General features: G+C 41.5%; 17 protein-coding genes and 1 pseudogene. 10 read left to right on the forward strand and 8 right to left on the reverse strand.

The annotated features are described in order from the left end of the window. Positions 1–112: 112 nt before the first annotated feature. The 10 genes and pseudogenes from moaA to G7074_RS01360 all read left to right on the forward strand — a co-directional run bounded on the left by moaA (position 113) and on the right by G7074_RS01360 (position 6,871). Positions 113–1,093: a GTP 3',8-cyclase MoaA gene (gene moaA, locus G7074_RS01320; protein WP_166206339.1), complete on the forward strand. Its 981-nt coding sequence runs from the start codon at positions 113–115 to the stop codon at positions 1,091–1,093. Between the two features lie 7 nt (positions 1,094–1,100). After that, positions 1,101–2,279: a gephyrin-like molybdotransferase Glp gene (gene glp / locus G7074_RS01325; RefSeq protein WP_166206342.1), complete on the forward strand. Its 1,179-nt coding sequence runs from the start codon at positions 1,101–1,103 to the stop codon at positions 2,277–2,279. A 2-nt stretch (positions 2,280–2,281) separates the two neighbouring features. Further along, positions 2,282–3,022 (forward strand): sulfite exporter TauE/SafE family protein, encoded by a 741-nt coding sequence (locus G7074_RS01330; protein ID WP_124561211.1) that lies wholly within the window; start codon positions 2,282–2,284, stop codon positions 3,020–3,022. Position 3,023: 1 nt separating this feature from the next. Continuing rightward, entirely contained in the window at positions 3,024–3,521 is a 498-nt protein-coding gene (locus G7074_RS01335; protein WP_124561212.1) for a molybdopterin-dependent oxidoreductase, read from the forward strand. Between the two features lie 4 nt (positions 3,522–3,525). Beyond that, on the forward strand, positions 3,526–3,759 hold the full coding sequence (locus G7074_RS01340) for a MoaD/ThiS family protein (RefSeq protein ID WP_124561213.1): 234 nt from the start codon (positions 3,526–3,528) through the stop codon (positions 3,757–3,759). A 6-nt stretch (positions 3,760–3,765) separates the two neighbouring features. Next, positions 3,766–4,575 carry a HesA/MoeB/ThiF family protein gene (locus tag G7074_RS01345; RefSeq protein ID WP_240916440.1) on the forward strand — a complete coding sequence of 270 codons (810 nt, stop codon included), beginning with the start codon at positions 3,766–3,768 and terminating at the stop codon, positions 4,573–4,575. Between the two features lie 47 nt (positions 4,576–4,622). After that, entirely contained in the window at positions 4,623–4,871 is a 249-nt protein-coding gene (locus G7074_RS26895) for a rhodanese-like domain-containing protein (RefSeq protein ID WP_240916538.1), read from the forward strand. A 118-nt stretch (positions 4,872–4,989) separates the two neighbouring features. After that, positions 4,990–5,315, forward strand: a pseudogene (locus tag G7074_RS01350) (molybdenum cofactor biosynthesis protein MoaE). 1 nt (position 5,316) lies between these two features. Further along, on the forward strand, positions 5,317–6,225 hold the full coding sequence (moaCB, locus tag G7074_RS01355; protein WP_124561216.1) for a bifunctional molybdenum cofactor biosynthesis protein MoaC/MoaB: 909 nt from the start codon (positions 5,317–5,319) through the stop codon (positions 6,223–6,225). A gap of 304 nt (positions 6,226–6,529) precedes the next feature. Next, positions 6,530–6,871, forward strand: a complete 342-nt coding sequence (locus G7074_RS01360) for a hypothetical protein (RefSeq protein WP_166206345.1) — start codon at positions 6,530–6,532, stop codon at positions 6,869–6,871. A 6-nt stretch (positions 6,872–6,877) separates the two neighbouring features. On the opposite strand, the gene G7074_RS01365 is transcribed toward G7074_RS01360, so the two are convergent. The 8 genes from G7074_RS01365 to G7074_RS01395 form a co-directional block, all read right to left on the reverse strand. Further along, positions 6,878–7,546 (reverse strand): hypothetical protein, encoded by a 669-nt coding sequence (locus G7074_RS01365; protein ID WP_124561218.1) that lies wholly within the window; start codon positions 7,544–7,546, stop codon positions 6,878–6,880. Between the two features lie 278 nt (positions 7,547–7,824). Then, a complete protein-coding gene (locus G7074_RS01370; protein ID WP_124561219.1) occupies positions 7,825–8,013 on the reverse strand; it encodes a cold-shock protein in 189 nt (62 codons plus the stop codon). A gap of 170 nt (positions 8,014–8,183) precedes the next feature. Next, positions 8,184–8,471 carry a hypothetical protein gene (locus tag G7074_RS01375; protein ID WP_124561220.1) on the reverse strand — a complete coding sequence of 96 codons (288 nt, stop codon included), beginning with the start codon at positions 8,469–8,471 and terminating at the stop codon, positions 8,184–8,186. A 301-nt stretch (positions 8,472–8,772) separates the two neighbouring features. Continuing rightward, positions 8,773–11,205 carry a DUF4982 domain-containing protein gene (locus G7074_RS01380; protein WP_166206347.1) on the reverse strand — a complete coding sequence of 811 codons (2,433 nt, stop codon included), beginning with the start codon at positions 11,203–11,205 and terminating at the stop codon, positions 8,773–8,775. 106 nt (positions 11,206–11,311) lie between these two features. Continuing rightward, on the reverse strand, positions 11,312–12,370 hold the full coding sequence (locus tag G7074_RS01385) for a glycosyl hydrolase 53 family protein (RefSeq protein WP_240916441.1): 1,059 nt from the start codon (positions 12,368–12,370) through the stop codon (positions 11,312–11,314). Positions 12,371–12,377: 7 nt separating this feature from the next. Beyond that, on the reverse strand, positions 12,378–12,599 hold the full coding sequence (locus tag G7074_RS26900; RefSeq protein WP_240916442.1) for a hypothetical protein: 222 nt from the start codon (positions 12,597–12,599) through the stop codon (positions 12,378–12,380). Further along, positions 12,581–13,486, reverse strand: a complete 906-nt coding sequence (locus tag G7074_RS01390) for a SusE domain-containing protein (RefSeq protein WP_240916443.1) — start codon at positions 13,484–13,486, stop codon at positions 12,581–12,583. Before G7074_RS01390 ends, G7074_RS26900 begins: the two co-directional genes overlap by 19 nt. Positions 13,487–13,501: 15 nt before the next feature. Then, entirely contained in the window at positions 13,502–15,109 is a 1,608-nt protein-coding gene (locus G7074_RS01395; RefSeq protein WP_166206350.1) for a RagB/SusD family nutrient uptake outer membrane protein, read from the reverse strand. Position 15,110 lies beyond the last annotated feature (1 nt).

Raw genomic sequence — 15,110 nt, forward strand, 5'->3', positions numbered from 1 at the left:
GAAATATTTTAGCAATTCGCTACCATATTTTATCCCCCTAACCCGACATTGGCTTATAAACAACCGTATATTCGGCCCATTAATCAGGTTAAATTAAATAAACAAAAGGCAAATGATAAAAGATTCTTTTGGAAGGGTACATGATTATCTGCGGATATCGCTCACAGATAACTGCAATTTCCGCTGCTTTTATTGTATGCCCGAGGAAGAATACGACTTCACTCCTGCCTCGCGATTGATGCAAACGGACGAAATTATCCAGCTGGCAGAAGTTTTTGTAGCCAATGGGGTAAGAAAAATCAGGTTAACCGGTGGCGAGCCTTTAGTGCGTAAAGATGCTGCGCAAATTATTACCGCACTCGGGAAACTCCCTGTTGAGCTAACCATTACCACTAACGGAACGCGTATCGCCGAAATGCTGCCCGTTTTAATCGCAGCAGGTATTAAATCCATCAATATCAGTCTGGATACCTTGCAACCTGAAAAATTTTTCCTCATTACCCGGAGAGATGTATTTCACCAGGTAAGCAGCAATATCGAACTGCTTTTACAGCACAAAATCAAGGTAAAAATTAACATGGTGGTGATGAAAGGCCTCAATGATAACGAAATCATCGATTTTATCAGCTGGACCAAACACAACCCTATCCAGGTGCGGTTTATTGAGTTTATGCCTTTTAGCGGCAACAAATGGACCAGTAACAAAATGTTTTCTTTAGCCGAGATTTTAGCCATTATTGAAAAAGATTTCACGGCGCTACCACTAAAGGGCGAAGCACACGATACAGCCAAAAACTTTATGATACCCGGTCACGATGGCTCTTTCGCCGTAATTAGCACCATGACCAACCCATTTTGTGATACCTGTAACCGCATGCGACTAACCGCAGATGGCAAATTAAAAAACTGTCTCTTTTCGGATAGCGAAACCGATTTGCTTACAGCACTCAGAAAAAAAGAAGACGTACTCCCACTCATTGAAGCGTCTATTTGGAGCAAGAAAAAAGCCCTTGGCGGTCAATTGGTGCCTGATTTCGAAAAAATAGATGCGGCAACCATTCAAAACAGGAGTATGATTACCATTGGAGGATAAACTATTCATGATTAGCGTTAAAGCAGCAAAAGACCTCATTTCAGAAAATATTACACCCTTAACACCAGTTCTGATTCCGCTGAGCCAGGCTTCGGGCCATATTTTGGCTGCCGATGTTTATGCACATTTAGATATTCCTGCATTCAGACAATCATCAATGGATGGTTATGCGCTCAAATTTTCAGACGCTGAAAAAGAACTGCAACTGATTGGCGAAATGGCGGCTGGTACCCCAACAAATCTGACCATTAAAGAAGGAGAAACCAGCCGAATTTTTACCGGTGCCCCATTACCCGATGGAGCCGATACGGTGGTAATACAGGAAAAAATTACCCGTACAGGAGATAAAATTACTTTACAGGATGCTAATTTAAAGCCGGGCCTAAATGTACGCGCCATAGGTTCTGAAATTGCTTCAGGTGCATTGGCTATGAAAAAAGGCGACTTGTTGAACCCCGCTGCAGTAGGCTTTTTAGCAGGCATTGGTATTACCGAAGCCACAGTATTTCCTTTACCACAAATTGCCATTATTGTAACCGGTAAAGAATTGCAAAAACCCGGAGAAACACTTGCATTTGGCCAGGTTTACGAATCTAATTCCTATTCACTATCTGCCGCACTAAAGACAGAAGGCATAACCCATATTACGGTTTATGAGGCTGATGATGACCTGGATATCCTGCAAAATGTACTTCAAAAAGCATTGAACCACAACGATCTGGTGCTCTTAACTGGGGGCGTGAGTGTAGGCGATTATGATTTTGTAATTGAAGCCGCTACTCGTTGTGGGGTAAAACAGGTTTTCCACAAAGTAAAACAAAAACCAGGTAAACCGTTATACTTCGGCACATATATCTCGAAATTAATATTTGGCTTACCCGGCAATCCATCTTCGGTGTTAAGCTGTTATTACAACTATGTATTGCCTTCCATCAAGGCACTCACGCAAAAAAATAATTCGGTAACAGAAGTGCAGGCCATGCTTACCCATGCTTATACCAAACCTGCCGGACTTACCCATTTCCTTAAAGGCAAATACGAAAACGGAAAGGTTAGCCCCCTTGGCGCACAGGAATCGTACCGTTTGAGCTCCTTTGCCCAATCCAATTGTCTGATATGCCTTAACGAAACACAAGAAAATTTCGAAAAGGGAGAAACTGTAACCGTTCTGATTTTACCCCAATAACTATGCAAGAGAGCTTAATCCTTTTTTACTGTTTACTTTTTATCGTAGCCTTTTTATATGCCTCGGTAGGTCATGGTGGTGCGAGCGGCTATCTGGCATTAATGGCCATTTTTGCCATTTCGCCTGCCGTTATGAAACCAACAGCGCTGTTGCTTAACCTTTTTGTTTCATCTACCTCGTTTATTCAGTTTTACCGTGGTGGGCATTTTAAATGGAAAACCTTTTGGCCATTTGCCCTGGCCTCCATTCCCCTATCTTTTGTGGGCGGTATGATGGCAATTGAAAGTTCCATCTATAAAAAAATATTAGGGATACTCCTACTCATTCCGGTAATCCGTTTTTTCTTTTTTAAAAACACCGATCCCAAAGATTTTAAACCTTCAAACGTTCCTTTATCACTGGCCATTGGTGGCATTATCGGCCTGTTATCGGGTATGATTGGTATTGGTGGCGGCATTATCCTCTCGCCGATATTATTGTTGTTAAAATGGACCGATCAGAAACAAACCGCAGCCATTAGTGCAGCTTTCATTTTTGTAAATTCCGTTTCAGGTTTGGGTGGCCAGTTAATTAAAGGTTTTGAATTTAACAGCCATATGCTGGCTTATGTAGGTGTTGCCTTTGCAGGAGGGATATGCGGGGCTTATTTCGGAGCCCTAAAATTTCCTCAAACCGTATTAAAAAATGTACTGGCTTGTGTATTGGCCTTAGCCGCTTATAAACTGTTATTTACCCATGCTTAATATGAAATATTTATTTATCGCCTTACTATTTGCCACTTTTACAGCTAAAGCTCAGGAAAGCAAACAATTTACAATTGAAGGAAAAGTTAAAAACACTTTAACCGTTAACCTCTCTGATTTAAAACAATACCAAACCGTTAGTTTAGATAGTATTACTGTTTTTAACCACTTGATGCAGCGCAAAAGCAGTATCAAAAATGTTAAAGGGGTGTTGTTAAAAGATATTCTGGCCAAAGTAGAAATCGATACCGATTCGCCTAAAAAACTGAGTGAGTTTTATCTGGTATTTACCGCAACTGATAATTATAAGGTAGTATATTCATGGAACGAGATTTTTAACTCCCCAACCGGAAATCAGTTACTCGTTTTAACCAGTTATGATACCAATCCGGCCAAAGCCGAAAAAGGTAATATTGCCGTCATTACAGCGAGTGATTTTGCTACTGGCAGGCGATTTGTAAAAGGATTGAGTAAAATCAACATCTTACAGGTAAATTAGCCCCATGGAAATTGAAATCATCAGTTTTGGAAAGATTGCAGAATTTATAGGCAATCAAAAAATTGATATCGCTGAAATTGCCGATACCGATAAGTTAAAAATACATTTAGAAACGCTGTTTCCAAAGCTGAAAGATATTAAATACAAATTTGCGTTAAACAACCACCTGGTACAAGATAACAGCGCAATTAACCATAAAGATACATTGGCCATCATGCCGCCCTTTTCAGGAGGATAATAAGAAATGAGTGCAGAACGATACAACAGGCAGATTATTCTGAAAGGATTTGGCGAAGCGGCACAGCAGCAGCTGTTAAAAGCAAAGGTGCTGGTTATTGGCGCCGGTGGACTGGGCTGCCCGGCATTGCAGTACCTGGCGGCAGCAGGCATTGGCCATTTAGGGATTGTGGATGATGATACGGTATCGTTATCTAATCTCCACCGCCAGATCTTGTTTACCACTGCCGATATCGGAAAATTAAAAACCGAGATAGCTGCAAAAAGGTTGCAGGAAATGAATCCCCAGATTGGGATTGTTACGCACCCTATCCGGCTGCAGAAAGGCAATATCCTCAATATTTTATCCCGCTACGACTATATTCTGGATGGAACCGATAATTTTGAATCGAGGTACCTGATTAACGATGCCTGTGCCTTGCTGAGCAAACCTTTGATATTTGCAGCCGTTTCGGGTTTTGAAGGTCAGCTGGCCATATTTAATGCTGCTGATAATTTAGCCGGAAGTACCAATTACCGTGATATTTTTCCGGTACCACCAGGCAAGGGCGAAATTCCAAATTGTGCAGAAAATGGCGTTTTAGGAGTTCTACCGGGCATAATTGGCACAATGGCAGCAGCCGAAACGATTAAACTGATTACCAAAACGGGCGAGTCGCTGCGCAACAAAATACTTAATTACAATTTACTTACACACCAGCAATACATCATCAGCATCAGTCAGGCCAATAACTATATTTTGCCCAAAACCGTTGCTGAATTTTTAACTATGGAATATCAGGATACCTGCGAAGCTCCCACGGATACGAAGAAATAGATACAGCAACGCTTACCAAACTCAGGCAACAAGAATCGGTAATACTGATCGATGTACGCGAAAAACACGAAGTACCAGTACTGGATAAACAGATTTTCACACAGGTACCCATGTCTGAACTGGCTAACTTTATAACCAAAGGATTTTCGCAAAAACATGTGGTTTTAATTTGTCAGCACGGAATTAGAAGCGTTGCCGCCGCCGAAGCATTACAGGAGAAATTTGGTAATACTAAAAAAATATACAGCTTAAAAGGCGGAATTGTTAAATGGAGAGATTATTTTATCAGACCCTAACATGAGCGAAAAGAAGATCAAAAACATATTTGTACAGGGCAAAATAGATCCGGCCTTTATTGCCGATAGCATTGCAAAACACAGCTGTAAAACGGGTATTGGTGGCCACAGTATTTTCATGGGCCAGGTACGGAAAGATGAAATAGGTGGCAAACTTGTTTCGGCAATCGAATATACCACTTACGAACCCTTGCACTCGAAAAAATGCACGAGATAAGGGAAGCTGTTTTTACAAAATACCCGCTTAACTGTATGCACGTTTACCACAGTTTGGGTAACATTAAGGCTGGCGAAATCTGCCTGTTTGTATTTACCTCTTCTGCGCACCGCAAACCTGCAATTGATGCCTGTAGCGAAGTGGTGGAGCGCCTAAAAGCAGAGTTACCGGTGTGGGGTAAAGAAATATTTGAAGACGAAACCCACCAGTGGAAAGAAAATATTTAATATGGTTAACATCACAAAAAAATCAAACAGTTTAAGGATTGCCATTGCCTGTGCTACTGTAAAAGTATCGAAGCAGGAAACTATCGAAGCCATTGAGCAACGTAAAATACCCAAAGGCGATGTATTCGAATTTGCACGTGCTGCCGGACTGTTTGGCGTAAAAAAAACCAGTGATGTTATTCCCGATTGCCACCCGCTCCCGGTCGAGTATACGGCTATTACCTACGAGATCATCGATCTGGAGGTTGTCATTACCGTTGAAGTACATACCGTTTATAAAACCGGTGTTGAAGTTGAAGCCATGCATGGTGCTTCTGTGGCGGCATTAACCATGTACGATATGCTTAAGCCGATTGATAAAGGCATAGAAATAGCCAATATTAAGCTGCTTAAAAAATCGGGCGGCAAATCAGACCTTAAAAATGCACGGTTTCCTGAAATTAAGGCTGCAGTTGTGGTTTGCTCTGATTCGGTTTATGAGAACAAAGCGCAAGACAGCTCGGGCAAGGCCATTATTGCACGTCTCGAACAGTTTGGTATTGATACCGGGCAATATGAAATTGTACCGGATGATGTTAAAGCCATTGGCAATAAAGCCACTGAACTGAGCAATGCAGGCTACCAGTTGCTGATCTTTACCGGAGGCACCGGGCTCTCGCCACGTGATGTTACCCCCGATGCCATTTTGCCTTTAATTGGCCGGCCTATAGCGGGTATTATGGAAACTGCACGCCAGTACGGGCAAGAGCGTATGCCTTATGCGATGCTTTCCAGAGGCGTAGCGGGTTTTATTGGTCAAACGCTTGTACTCACCTTTCCAGGCTCCAAAAACGGTGTGGAAGAAAGTATGGATGTTTTATTTCCGCATGTTTTTCATTTGTTCAAAGTAATTAAGGGCGAAAAACATTAATGCGCTTAAATTTACCACCTAAGATACCTAAGTACATATAAGGGGCTATTTTAATATAGCGGATCGTCATTCCCGTGTAGGCGGGAATCGTAATGAAACATGTAAATGAGCTTAAAGCTTAAACGTTTGACCTTCAACCTTGTTCGGCGAACCCTAAAACTTCCACCTTAAACCTTAAGCAAGCTAGTACCCTCCTCATTACCAGACCATCTGTATTTTTATACAATAAATGTCTTAATCTTAATTCAATCTAAACAACATAATTCCCTTTTCTGATCAAAAATTAAGTCTTATTTTTGCCCACATGTCGGCTAAATACAGGGTTTTATACTTCTTCCAAAATTCAGAAACGGTTATCCTAGAAATACAACGTCTTGATTTACCTCCAAATGCAGATGCGGAGGCAACTTATCACTGGCTTTATTTTGATAAAATGACAGGCTCATTGATCAAATTATGGTTCCGTTCGCTTGATTCTTCTTCGGAGATAGAGGAACGTTATTTTGAACAGGGTTATCTAAAATTCAACAAAACAGAAGCCACATATATCGAAAAACACAATTCTTCCCAGCAGAAATTGAATAACATGGGCAACAGAAGTATAGAATACCCAATTCTTGAAATGCTCGAAAACTATTTAAAATAGCCCCATTTACGCCATTTCAGGAAGTTCAGCGGTTAAGCTGGCTTTGCTTAAAGGGTATCTGGATTGGTGAAAATTTTGAAGGGATACAGCAAAATCGGCATACCAATCCTGTTTATGCATTTCATCTAACAGTTGTGCACATGAACATACATCAGCATCGGCCTGATGAATGGCCTTAGCTACAAAAGCAACTACTTCCCATATGCCATCCATTAAAAAGAACCTGAATGCAGTCAAAATAGCCGACCACTGCACTTTTTTAGGATGAAGCAAGAAAAACCTGCAAACGGGACTACATAAACGCTTAAACGACATATAATCTTCTTCTGCCCCCTTAACATCCAATAAACCATCGCTGTATGGCAGGTGTATAATTTCCGTCGAAATTTTGTCAAGCCCGTGAGCATAAACACTCGAAGCGCAGATAGAAGATATGGATATAAGTGCAAGGTGATCGTAAATCTCGGGGTGCATTTTCAGCTTTCCGTTTCTTACAAATACGAGTCCTCCTTTTTTATTGGTAGCCTGCACATTCATAGCCGAAAGGCTTAGAAGCTCAAATTCTGTTGCAAAATTAAGCGCCATCACAAATTGAGCGGCTGCCATAAAAGTGCCTTCATCCAGACGTTTATTGTATGTGGCAGGCGTAGATGCTGAAAAAATAGAAAGTTGCAAAAATATTTAGTTTTTCTGGTTCCGGCCGACTGTATCGACAGTAACAAAAATAAAAATCCAATCCAGAAAACAACTATACAAAAGCCGCTAGAAAGTGTTAAAAAAGGTAATTCGTTAAAAATGAGCACGATTTTTTTTCAACCTCCCCTATTCATTTTCTGAACAACAATGGAGTGTGGCTACACTCAGGTGTATAGCAGTGGATTTAGGTAAAATCGAAAAATAAGGCAAAAAAAAAGCAGGACTAAATCCTGCTCAAAATCTTTTTAGGGGAAGAATTATACAACTCTTACTTTCACTGCATTAAGGCCTTTTTTGCCTTCTTGAACTTCGTATTCAACTGTATCATTTTCTCTGATTTCGTCAATCAGGCCTGATGCATGCACAAAAATCTCAGTTCCGCTTTCCTCTTTAATAAAGCCAAAGCCTTTTTCTGAGTTAAAAAATTTTACTGTTCCGTTTTTCATTATACTGGATGTTTTTAAATTTAAAGACCCAAAAATAGGATTAAAACCCAAAAACCAAAATTACAAGCAAATAAAATTGATAATAATGCGCAAAAAGTTTCACAACTGTAAAGTTTATCTTTACACCTTCGACTAAAAAATCAGCCTAATTGCATCCCAAAATAAGATTATCACGCCTTTCTTTGTGCAAGAGATGAATACCAATTAATTGGATGCGATCTTAAATTCATGCCATCACTTTCAATGTGATAAAGGATAATTGGCATGGTAAAATCGACAAAACGTTCAACCTGTCGCGAAAGTTTACCCAAAAAATCCATGCTGGATACGCCTTCTTTTAAATGAACATAGATTACACTTTTTGTTTTAAATTCAAAGCGCTCGACTATTCCGGGCCACTCTGTTTTTATCCTGCTTAAGAAAGCTTTGATTTTGGTTTCTTCTTTAAGTTTTTCCATAAGCTATCAGGTTTTTTTTATATATGCTAATTTAAAAAATTATCTGAATGGTGGTGAATTGTAACAGCACCTATACATTCAGTTTTCAAATTAAAACCTTTATCATTAAACCCAAAAATGTAGCAGAAATTGTGTGCCCACTTTATTTTTACAAAACCCTAATCGTTTCGATCGAAAGTAATACAACCAAGGGCCAGGGCTGCTTAACGTAGCTAAATCTGTAGAGATGAAAGATTATAAAAGCAATGTCGGGATGACGATTGCAGCACAAGCATTGTCATCCTGGGTAAAAACAGCTTTATTATTGCACAGCAACAATCTGCAAAGACTCGCTCTTTAAGGCTTTTCCCTTCACATTTAATTTTATCGATCCGCCTTTTTTATTGGCCTGTACCACCACTACCAGTTTACCGCTAAAAAGTTTCATAGTAGGTTTCTCGAACGACTCGAGCGAAGTTGCATCGCCATTACAAACAGCCTTAAATGCTCCTGCTCCGCTTACCTCAAAATTTAACTGATCGCTCGCCGTAGGGCATGGATTTCCATTTTTATCCACTATCGAAACGGTTACGAAAGATAAATCCTTACCATCTGCTTTTATTTCCTTTCTATCGGGTGTTAGCACAATTTTATAGGGTTTACCTGCCGTGGTGATTTGCTCTTCGGCTACCGGTTTTCCATTGCTATCCAAAGCAACTACTTTTAAAGTGCCTGGCTCGTACTTAACATCCATCCACATCAGGCGGTAACGGTTTTGAGGTGTAGATTTGTCTTTTTTACGCACACCAAGGCTTTTACCATTTAAAAAGAGCTCGGCACTATCGTAGCTGGTGTACACAAAAACCGGAGTGGTTTCTCCCTCTCTACCGGCCCAGTTCCAATGAGGTAACAAGTGCAGGGTTGGTTTTGTGGTATTCCAGCGGCTTCTGTACAAATAGTAACGGTCTTTAGGCAAACCTGCAAGGTCAGAAATCCCGAAATATGAACTTCTTGATGGCCAGCTGCTGTCGTAAGGCGTAGGTTCGCCCAGGTAATCGAAACCAGTCCAAACAAACTCTCCTATTACCCATGGTTTATCGTCTTGCAAAACAAAATCGTCATCAGGCACATTAGACCAGCTGCAATATTCCAAATCATAGGAAGAGGACTGAAAATCAGGATATTGTTTATCAAATCCTTTTACAACCGGAAATTTATATATCCCTCTTGAACTTACCGTTGATGCCGTTTCTGAGCCCAGGATAAATCCTTGTGGAAATACCTTATTTGCTTCTTCATAAAGATGTACGCGGTAATTTAAACCCGGAATATCCATCAATGCGCCAAAACCCGACTGCATGGTGGCTTTAACCTGATCCATACCCACTGTTACCGGCCGGGTAGGATCTTCGCGGTGGAAAATCTCCTGCAGCCATTTCGCTCTTTTTACTCCTTCTGCACCAAACTGGTCGGGCACTTCGTTACCCGAGCTCCACATTACAATACAAGCATGGTTTTTGGTTGCCTGCACCAGGTTAACAATATCTTTTTCTGCATCGGTATTGAAATACAGGTGATAACCGTTTTCTACCTTGGCTTTTGCCCATTCATCGAAACTTTCGGCCAGGAACATAAAACCCATTTCATCACAAAGCTCCAGTTGCTCGGGCGAAGGCATGTTGTGTGAGCTTCTGATGGCATCGCAACCCATTTCCTTTAAAATAGTGAGTTGTCTTTTAAGCGCGGCTGTATTAATGGCAGTACCCAGCGGCCCCAAATCGTGATGCAAACAAACCCCTTTAAACTTGCGCACTTTCCCGTTCAGGCTAAAGCCAAGGCCGGCAGTGTACTTAATTTCCCTGATCCCAAACCGGGTACGCACCACATCCTTAGGCACATTCCCCTCGTAGACCGTCGAAACCGCGGTGTACAGGTACGGGCTTTCGGGACTCCACAAATGTGGGTTTGTTACGGCTATATTTTGTTCTGCTTCGTTGCCAAAAATTGATTTAGCGGTATCAAGAGCCACCTGCTGGCCTAAGCTATCCAAAATCTGCGTAACCAAACGCAGGCCTTTGCCTGTTAACCTGGTCTTGATGTTCACCTTCGCAAATTCTTTTTTAATAACAGGTGTAGTTACGGTAATGCCCCATTGATCGACACTTTGATCTGATTTGATAATGAGGTGCACATTACGGTACAAACCAGCACCGGGGTACCAGCGCGATGATTTAGGCTTATTCTGCAAATGAATGGCTAATAGGTTATCGTTCGTTTTTAACGCATTGGTAATATCGATATAAAAATAGTTGTAACCATAATTCCACTGCCCTACCAGCTTTCCATTCAGGTACACACGTGGTTCGCTCATGGCACCATCAATCTGTAGTAAAACTTTTTGGTTTGGTTTAATTACCGGCAGATTGAGCTTTTTCCTGTACCAGCCCTCGCCAACGTAAGGCAAAGCACCAGTGCGGCCAGTTTTTTCAGTTGCCTTGGTTTCGTTATTCTGGGTAATTGCTGTTACCTGTTTATCAATTTCTTTATCAAACGGTCCGCTAATAGCCCAATCATGTGGTACACTTACTGTTTCCCAGCGCGTATCGTTAAAACCAGGTTCGGCCGCAGTGGGGAAATTCCCTTTAGAAAATTTCCAGCCCTCATCTAACAAAACCTCCGTTCGCTGTGCAAAAGCATTGATATAAAAAAGGTTAAGCACTAAAATGGTAAAAAATATTTTTCTTAAAAGGAACATGTATAGGGTAATTACTTTAAATAAATAGATGATTTTCTGTTCGCTAGTCGGGATTTAAAATCCCGTATTTAACTGATCCGGATTACAAATCCGGACCAACTTTATATTAAGGCAAAAATGCATCCATGGCAACGGTTGGTTTGCCCGTGTCATCAAAAGCGCCTAACTTATAGCCATTCCAGCTGTTGTATGATTGTGGTTCCCAATAAAAAACGCCGAGGCCTTTGTTGTTTGGCAGAGATTTATTTTTTGCCATTAAATCTTTAATAAAATCCTTACATACCGCAGCATCAGTAACGGGCATACCCAGCTCACAAATCATTACTTCCGATCCGTAACGCGAAACCATATCCGTCATGTTGGTTAAACACTGCGTATTTTTTGCCGGCCAATCGCTGGCTGAGGGATACATAGACATACCCACTACATCCCATTTGGCGCCATTATTTTTCAATCCATCAAAAATCCAGCGGAACAAGCCATTGTCATATCCGTTTGAAATGTGTACCACCACTTTAATGGCAGGATCTACGGCTTTAACCCCGTTATAACCAGAGCTTACGAGATCAGCAAAGTTTTTCATATTCACCGATGCTTTTCCGTCGTTCCATAGCATGCCATTGTTGGTTTCGTTGCCTACCTGCGCCCACTCGGGTACAATTTTATTGTTTTTTAAAACCGTTAATACCTCCACCGTATGGTTATACACTGAAGTTTTTAATGTGGCAAAATCCTGTGTTGCCCAGGCAGCTGGTTTATTTTGCTGGCCCGGATCGGCCCACGAATCGCTGTAATGGAAATCGATCAGCAAACGCATGTTAGCTGCCTTTGCCCGCTTCGCCTTAGCCAGCACATCGGCAGTATTGCAGTAACCCGATGCTGGATTTACCCAAACCCGTAAGCGAATGGTATTGATCCCTTTATCTTTCAGTATTTTGAATATATCCTGCTGTTCGCCTGCATTGTTGTAGAACTTTTTACCGGCAGCTTCCATTTCTGTAATCCAGCTTACATCGGCACCTTTGGCATAAGTTCCTACCGGATCGGGTGTGGGATAAAGCTGTGTTTCACCTTTAACCGTTTTTTTGCAGCTTACATTGGCTGTAATTAATAAGGCAATTAATGCAAAACATTTCATCTGTTTTATATTTTTTATCGTTAACATAATCATTTTATTTAACTGAATAGCTATAATTTCCATCTCCGGCGCTTAAATCTAAAGTAACCGTGTACACCCCGGTTTTGGCCACCGGAATATTGATACCGCCCCAGGTTGGTGCACCGGCATAAACCAATGCGCCAGTGGCATCTACTTTATAACTGATGTCGTAACCACCGTTACAGGTAAAAACAAATGTTTTTCCGGCGGTTAAAGCTACATTGGCCGCCCCCATTTACCGGTACCGGCGTTATAAACCATTGGGGTTGATGAAGTGCTCCATCCGTTATCATCGCCCGAAATAAAGAACTTAACAGGTGTATAGCTAATGGTTAAAGCGTCTACATCGGCATTTACCTTCATGTATGCTGGTGCTGGTGTAAGCCATAAATTACCTCCACCCAGGCTCATTGTAGTGGCTGAAGTACCCCAGCCATAAATTTTGCTAACATCTTTTGTCGATACCAGTTGAAACCCGTCTCCTCCCCAGCCATCGGCATTGGGCAGGTTCAGGTAACCTTCATATTTCGAATTGAATTTTGATGAGGTTAATAGCAAGCCATTGGTTCTTGTTGCTGGTGTTTTCCATGAATTACCTCCTTTAACCAGCAAGGCAGGATATTCGATTGTTGCCTTATAAGGGGTTAGGGTTAAAGCAGCGTAAATTGGTTTGATGCTTGATGCAGTTCCGGTGTTTTGAGTAACCTCTGCCTTTAAACGCACCGCCAAAGTACTTACCGTTCCGGTAGGCAGATTTAGCTGAACACCCGCAAGCGAATTTAAATCTGCACCTAAATAGGTTTTTTCAAATGTTCCGGCAGGTATTTTTACCACAATAGCATTGGCCCAGGCATTGGCACCAACGGTATCTGAAGGCAAATCGAACTCTAAAGAATAAGTAGGTATGATGCTTACACCAAAGTTAGCGGCCTTAAAATTAAAGGTAACTACTTTTTCGGCATCGTTTACCGCAGTTAAAACCACTGCAGAGGCAGAGCTTTTGAAAGCCAGCGCCGCTGAATTGGGCGGATTGACAATATTGGTGCTCGCTTCTTTTTTACAGGCAAACAAAATGCTGCCCAAAAGCAAGGTAATCGCAAATAGTTTAAATATCGTTTTCATGTTGTTAAAGCTGAATTAATAACCTGTATTTTGACGTAGATTTGGATTGGCTGAAAGATCAGTAGGTGGCAATGGATAAAGATTATACTTGCTGTTTACTGCAGTACCGGCTTTAACACCGCCCTTCCAGGCCCACAAATAAGCAGCGGTAGTAAATTTTCCAAAGCGGATCAAATCTGTCCTTCGCGAAGCTTCGTACCAAAGCTCACGTCCACGTTCATCCAGGATAAAATCGGTGGTTAAAGCACTCGAGCTAATGTTACCTGCTGTACTGCCATTGTAGGCGCGGGTACGCAATTTGTTCACATAATCTAACACAGTAGCTAAACTACCACCCGATCCACCACGCAACACAGCTTCTGCATAGGTTAAATAGGTTTCGCCCAGGCGAAAAAGCGGGAAATCGATATCAGAAAAATCTTTGGCCACATCCTGGTGCGGTGCAGGTCCACCCGAACGGGTTTTATTGCGGTATTTCGTACTCGAATAACCATCGGTAGAGGTATAAAGATCGTTTATCTCCATGTTCTGTCCCGACATGTAAAACTGTGCCCTGGTATCGGTTGCACCTGTTTTATCGGCAAAAAGATTTACAAACTGCTGGGTAATGCGTAAACCGCCCCAGTTACCGTTAGAACCTGAAACATCAGCTGGTACCCCTGCAGGACCATGCATTAAATAAGTTGTACCGCCATAATTCTGGGTATTGGTACCGTCATAATTAATTGTAAAAATATTTTCGTCGGTATTTAAGTGGTTATCGGCAATGGTTAGTTCGCGGTAATTGCCATGCAAAGTATAACCCGCAGCAGTAATTTTATTGCAATAGGTAATGGCATCGGTATATCTGGCTGTACCGGTGTACACTTCGGCATTGAGGTAAATCCGGCTCAATAAAGCCCAGTCTGCAGCTCTATCAGCCCTACCATACTCGTTGGCTTTTGGTGCGCTTAGTTCATTTTCTATCGCTTTTAGTTCCGTTTCTACATAAGTAAACAAATCTTTACGCTGAATTTGCTTCGGAAGATCTTTCCCGCCAATTTCAGTGGTTTCAGTTACCAATGGTGGATTTCCGTAAATATCCATTAGCACCGCATATTGGTAAGCCCTGATAAATCGCGCTTCGGCCCTGAATTTACGCACCTGGTCTGCATCAGCTCCCACTATGCCCCGTTTACTCAGGTTATCATCAGAAGATTGATTAATAAAATCATTGCACAAGGTAATCTGGAAGAAAGAACGGTAATACAATCCATTGATGATGGAATTGATTGACGACCAGCTCAGCTCGTGCAATCCCTGAATGCCCGCATCGTTTTTCCACGACCACACGGCTTCATCGGTAGTTAATTCCTGTAAGTTCCAGTACAGCCTTAAAAAATCAGAGTTCCCTTCATCTTTAATAATTTCTGATGGAATATCTGGCTGGCCAACAGATGCATTTCCTGTAAGGGCAAAAGCACCATAAACTTTAGCCAGCGCCTGCTTGTAACCTGCAGCTGTAGTATAAACCTTATCAGCCGTTAAGTCGTTAGTTGGCGTAAGATCTAACTTGTTACATGCTACCATTAAAACAGATACCACACAAGCCAATGCACTTAATTGTAAAACACGTAGTTTCATA

The organism is Pedobacter sp. HDW13 (genome assembly GCF_011303555.1).
GTDB lineage: Bacteria > Bacteroidota > Bacteroidia > Sphingobacteriales > Sphingobacteriaceae > Pedobacter.

Bases quoted from the DNA above. Each gene is read 5' to 3' on its own strand.
- moaA (WP_166206339.1), top strand. From the start codon at position 113: ATGATAAAAGATTCTTTTGGAAGGGTACATGATTATCTGCGGATATCG.
- glp (WP_166206342.1), top strand. From the start codon at position 1,101: ATGATTAGCGTTAAAGCAGCAAAAGACCTCATTTCAGAAAATATTACA.
- G7074_RS01330 (WP_124561211.1), top strand. From the start codon at position 2,282: ATGCAAGAGAGCTTAATCCTTTTTTACTGTTTACTTTTTATCGTAGCC.
- G7074_RS01335 (WP_124561212.1), top strand. From the start codon at position 3,024: ATGAAATATTTATTTATCGCCTTACTATTTGCCACTTTTACAGCTAAA.
- G7074_RS01340 (WP_124561213.1), top strand. From the start codon at position 3,526: ATGGAAATTGAAATCATCAGTTTTGGAAAGATTGCAGAATTTATAGGC.
- G7074_RS01345 (WP_240916440.1), top strand. From the start codon at position 3,766: ATGAGTGCAGAACGATACAACAGGCAGATTATTCTGAAAGGATTTGGC.
- moaCB (WP_124561216.1), top strand. From the start codon at position 5,317: ATGGTTAACATCACAAAAAAATCAAACAGTTTAAGGATTGCCATTGCC.
- G7074_RS01360 (WP_166206345.1), top strand. From the start codon at position 6,530: ATGTCGGCTAAATACAGGGTTTTATACTTCTTCCAAAATTCAGAAACG.
- G7074_RS01370 (WP_124561219.1), bottom strand. From the start codon at position 8,013: ATGAAAAACGGAACAGTAAAATTTTTTAACTCAGAAAAAGGCTTTGGC.
- G7074_RS01375 (WP_124561220.1), bottom strand. From the start codon at position 8,471: ATGGAAAAACTTAAAGAAGAAACCAAAATCAAAGCTTTCTTAAGCAGG.
- G7074_RS01380 (WP_166206347.1), bottom strand. From the start codon at position 11,205: ATGTTCCTTTTAAGAAAAATATTTTTTACCATTTTAGTGCTTAACCTT.
- G7074_RS01385 (WP_240916441.1), bottom strand. From the start codon at position 12,370: ATGTTAACGATAAAAAATATAAAACAGATGAAATGTTTTGCATTAATT.
- G7074_RS26900 (WP_240916442.1), bottom strand. From the start codon at position 12,599: ATGGGGGCGGCCAATGTAGCTTTAACCGCCGGAAAAACATTTGTTTTT.
- G7074_RS01390 (WP_240916443.1), bottom strand. From the start codon at position 13,486: ATGAAAACGATATTTAAACTATTTGCGATTACCTTGCTTTTGGGCAGC.
- G7074_RS01395 (WP_166206350.1), bottom strand. From the start codon at position 15,109: ATGAAACTACGTGTTTTACAATTAAGTGCATTGGCTTGTGTGGTATCT.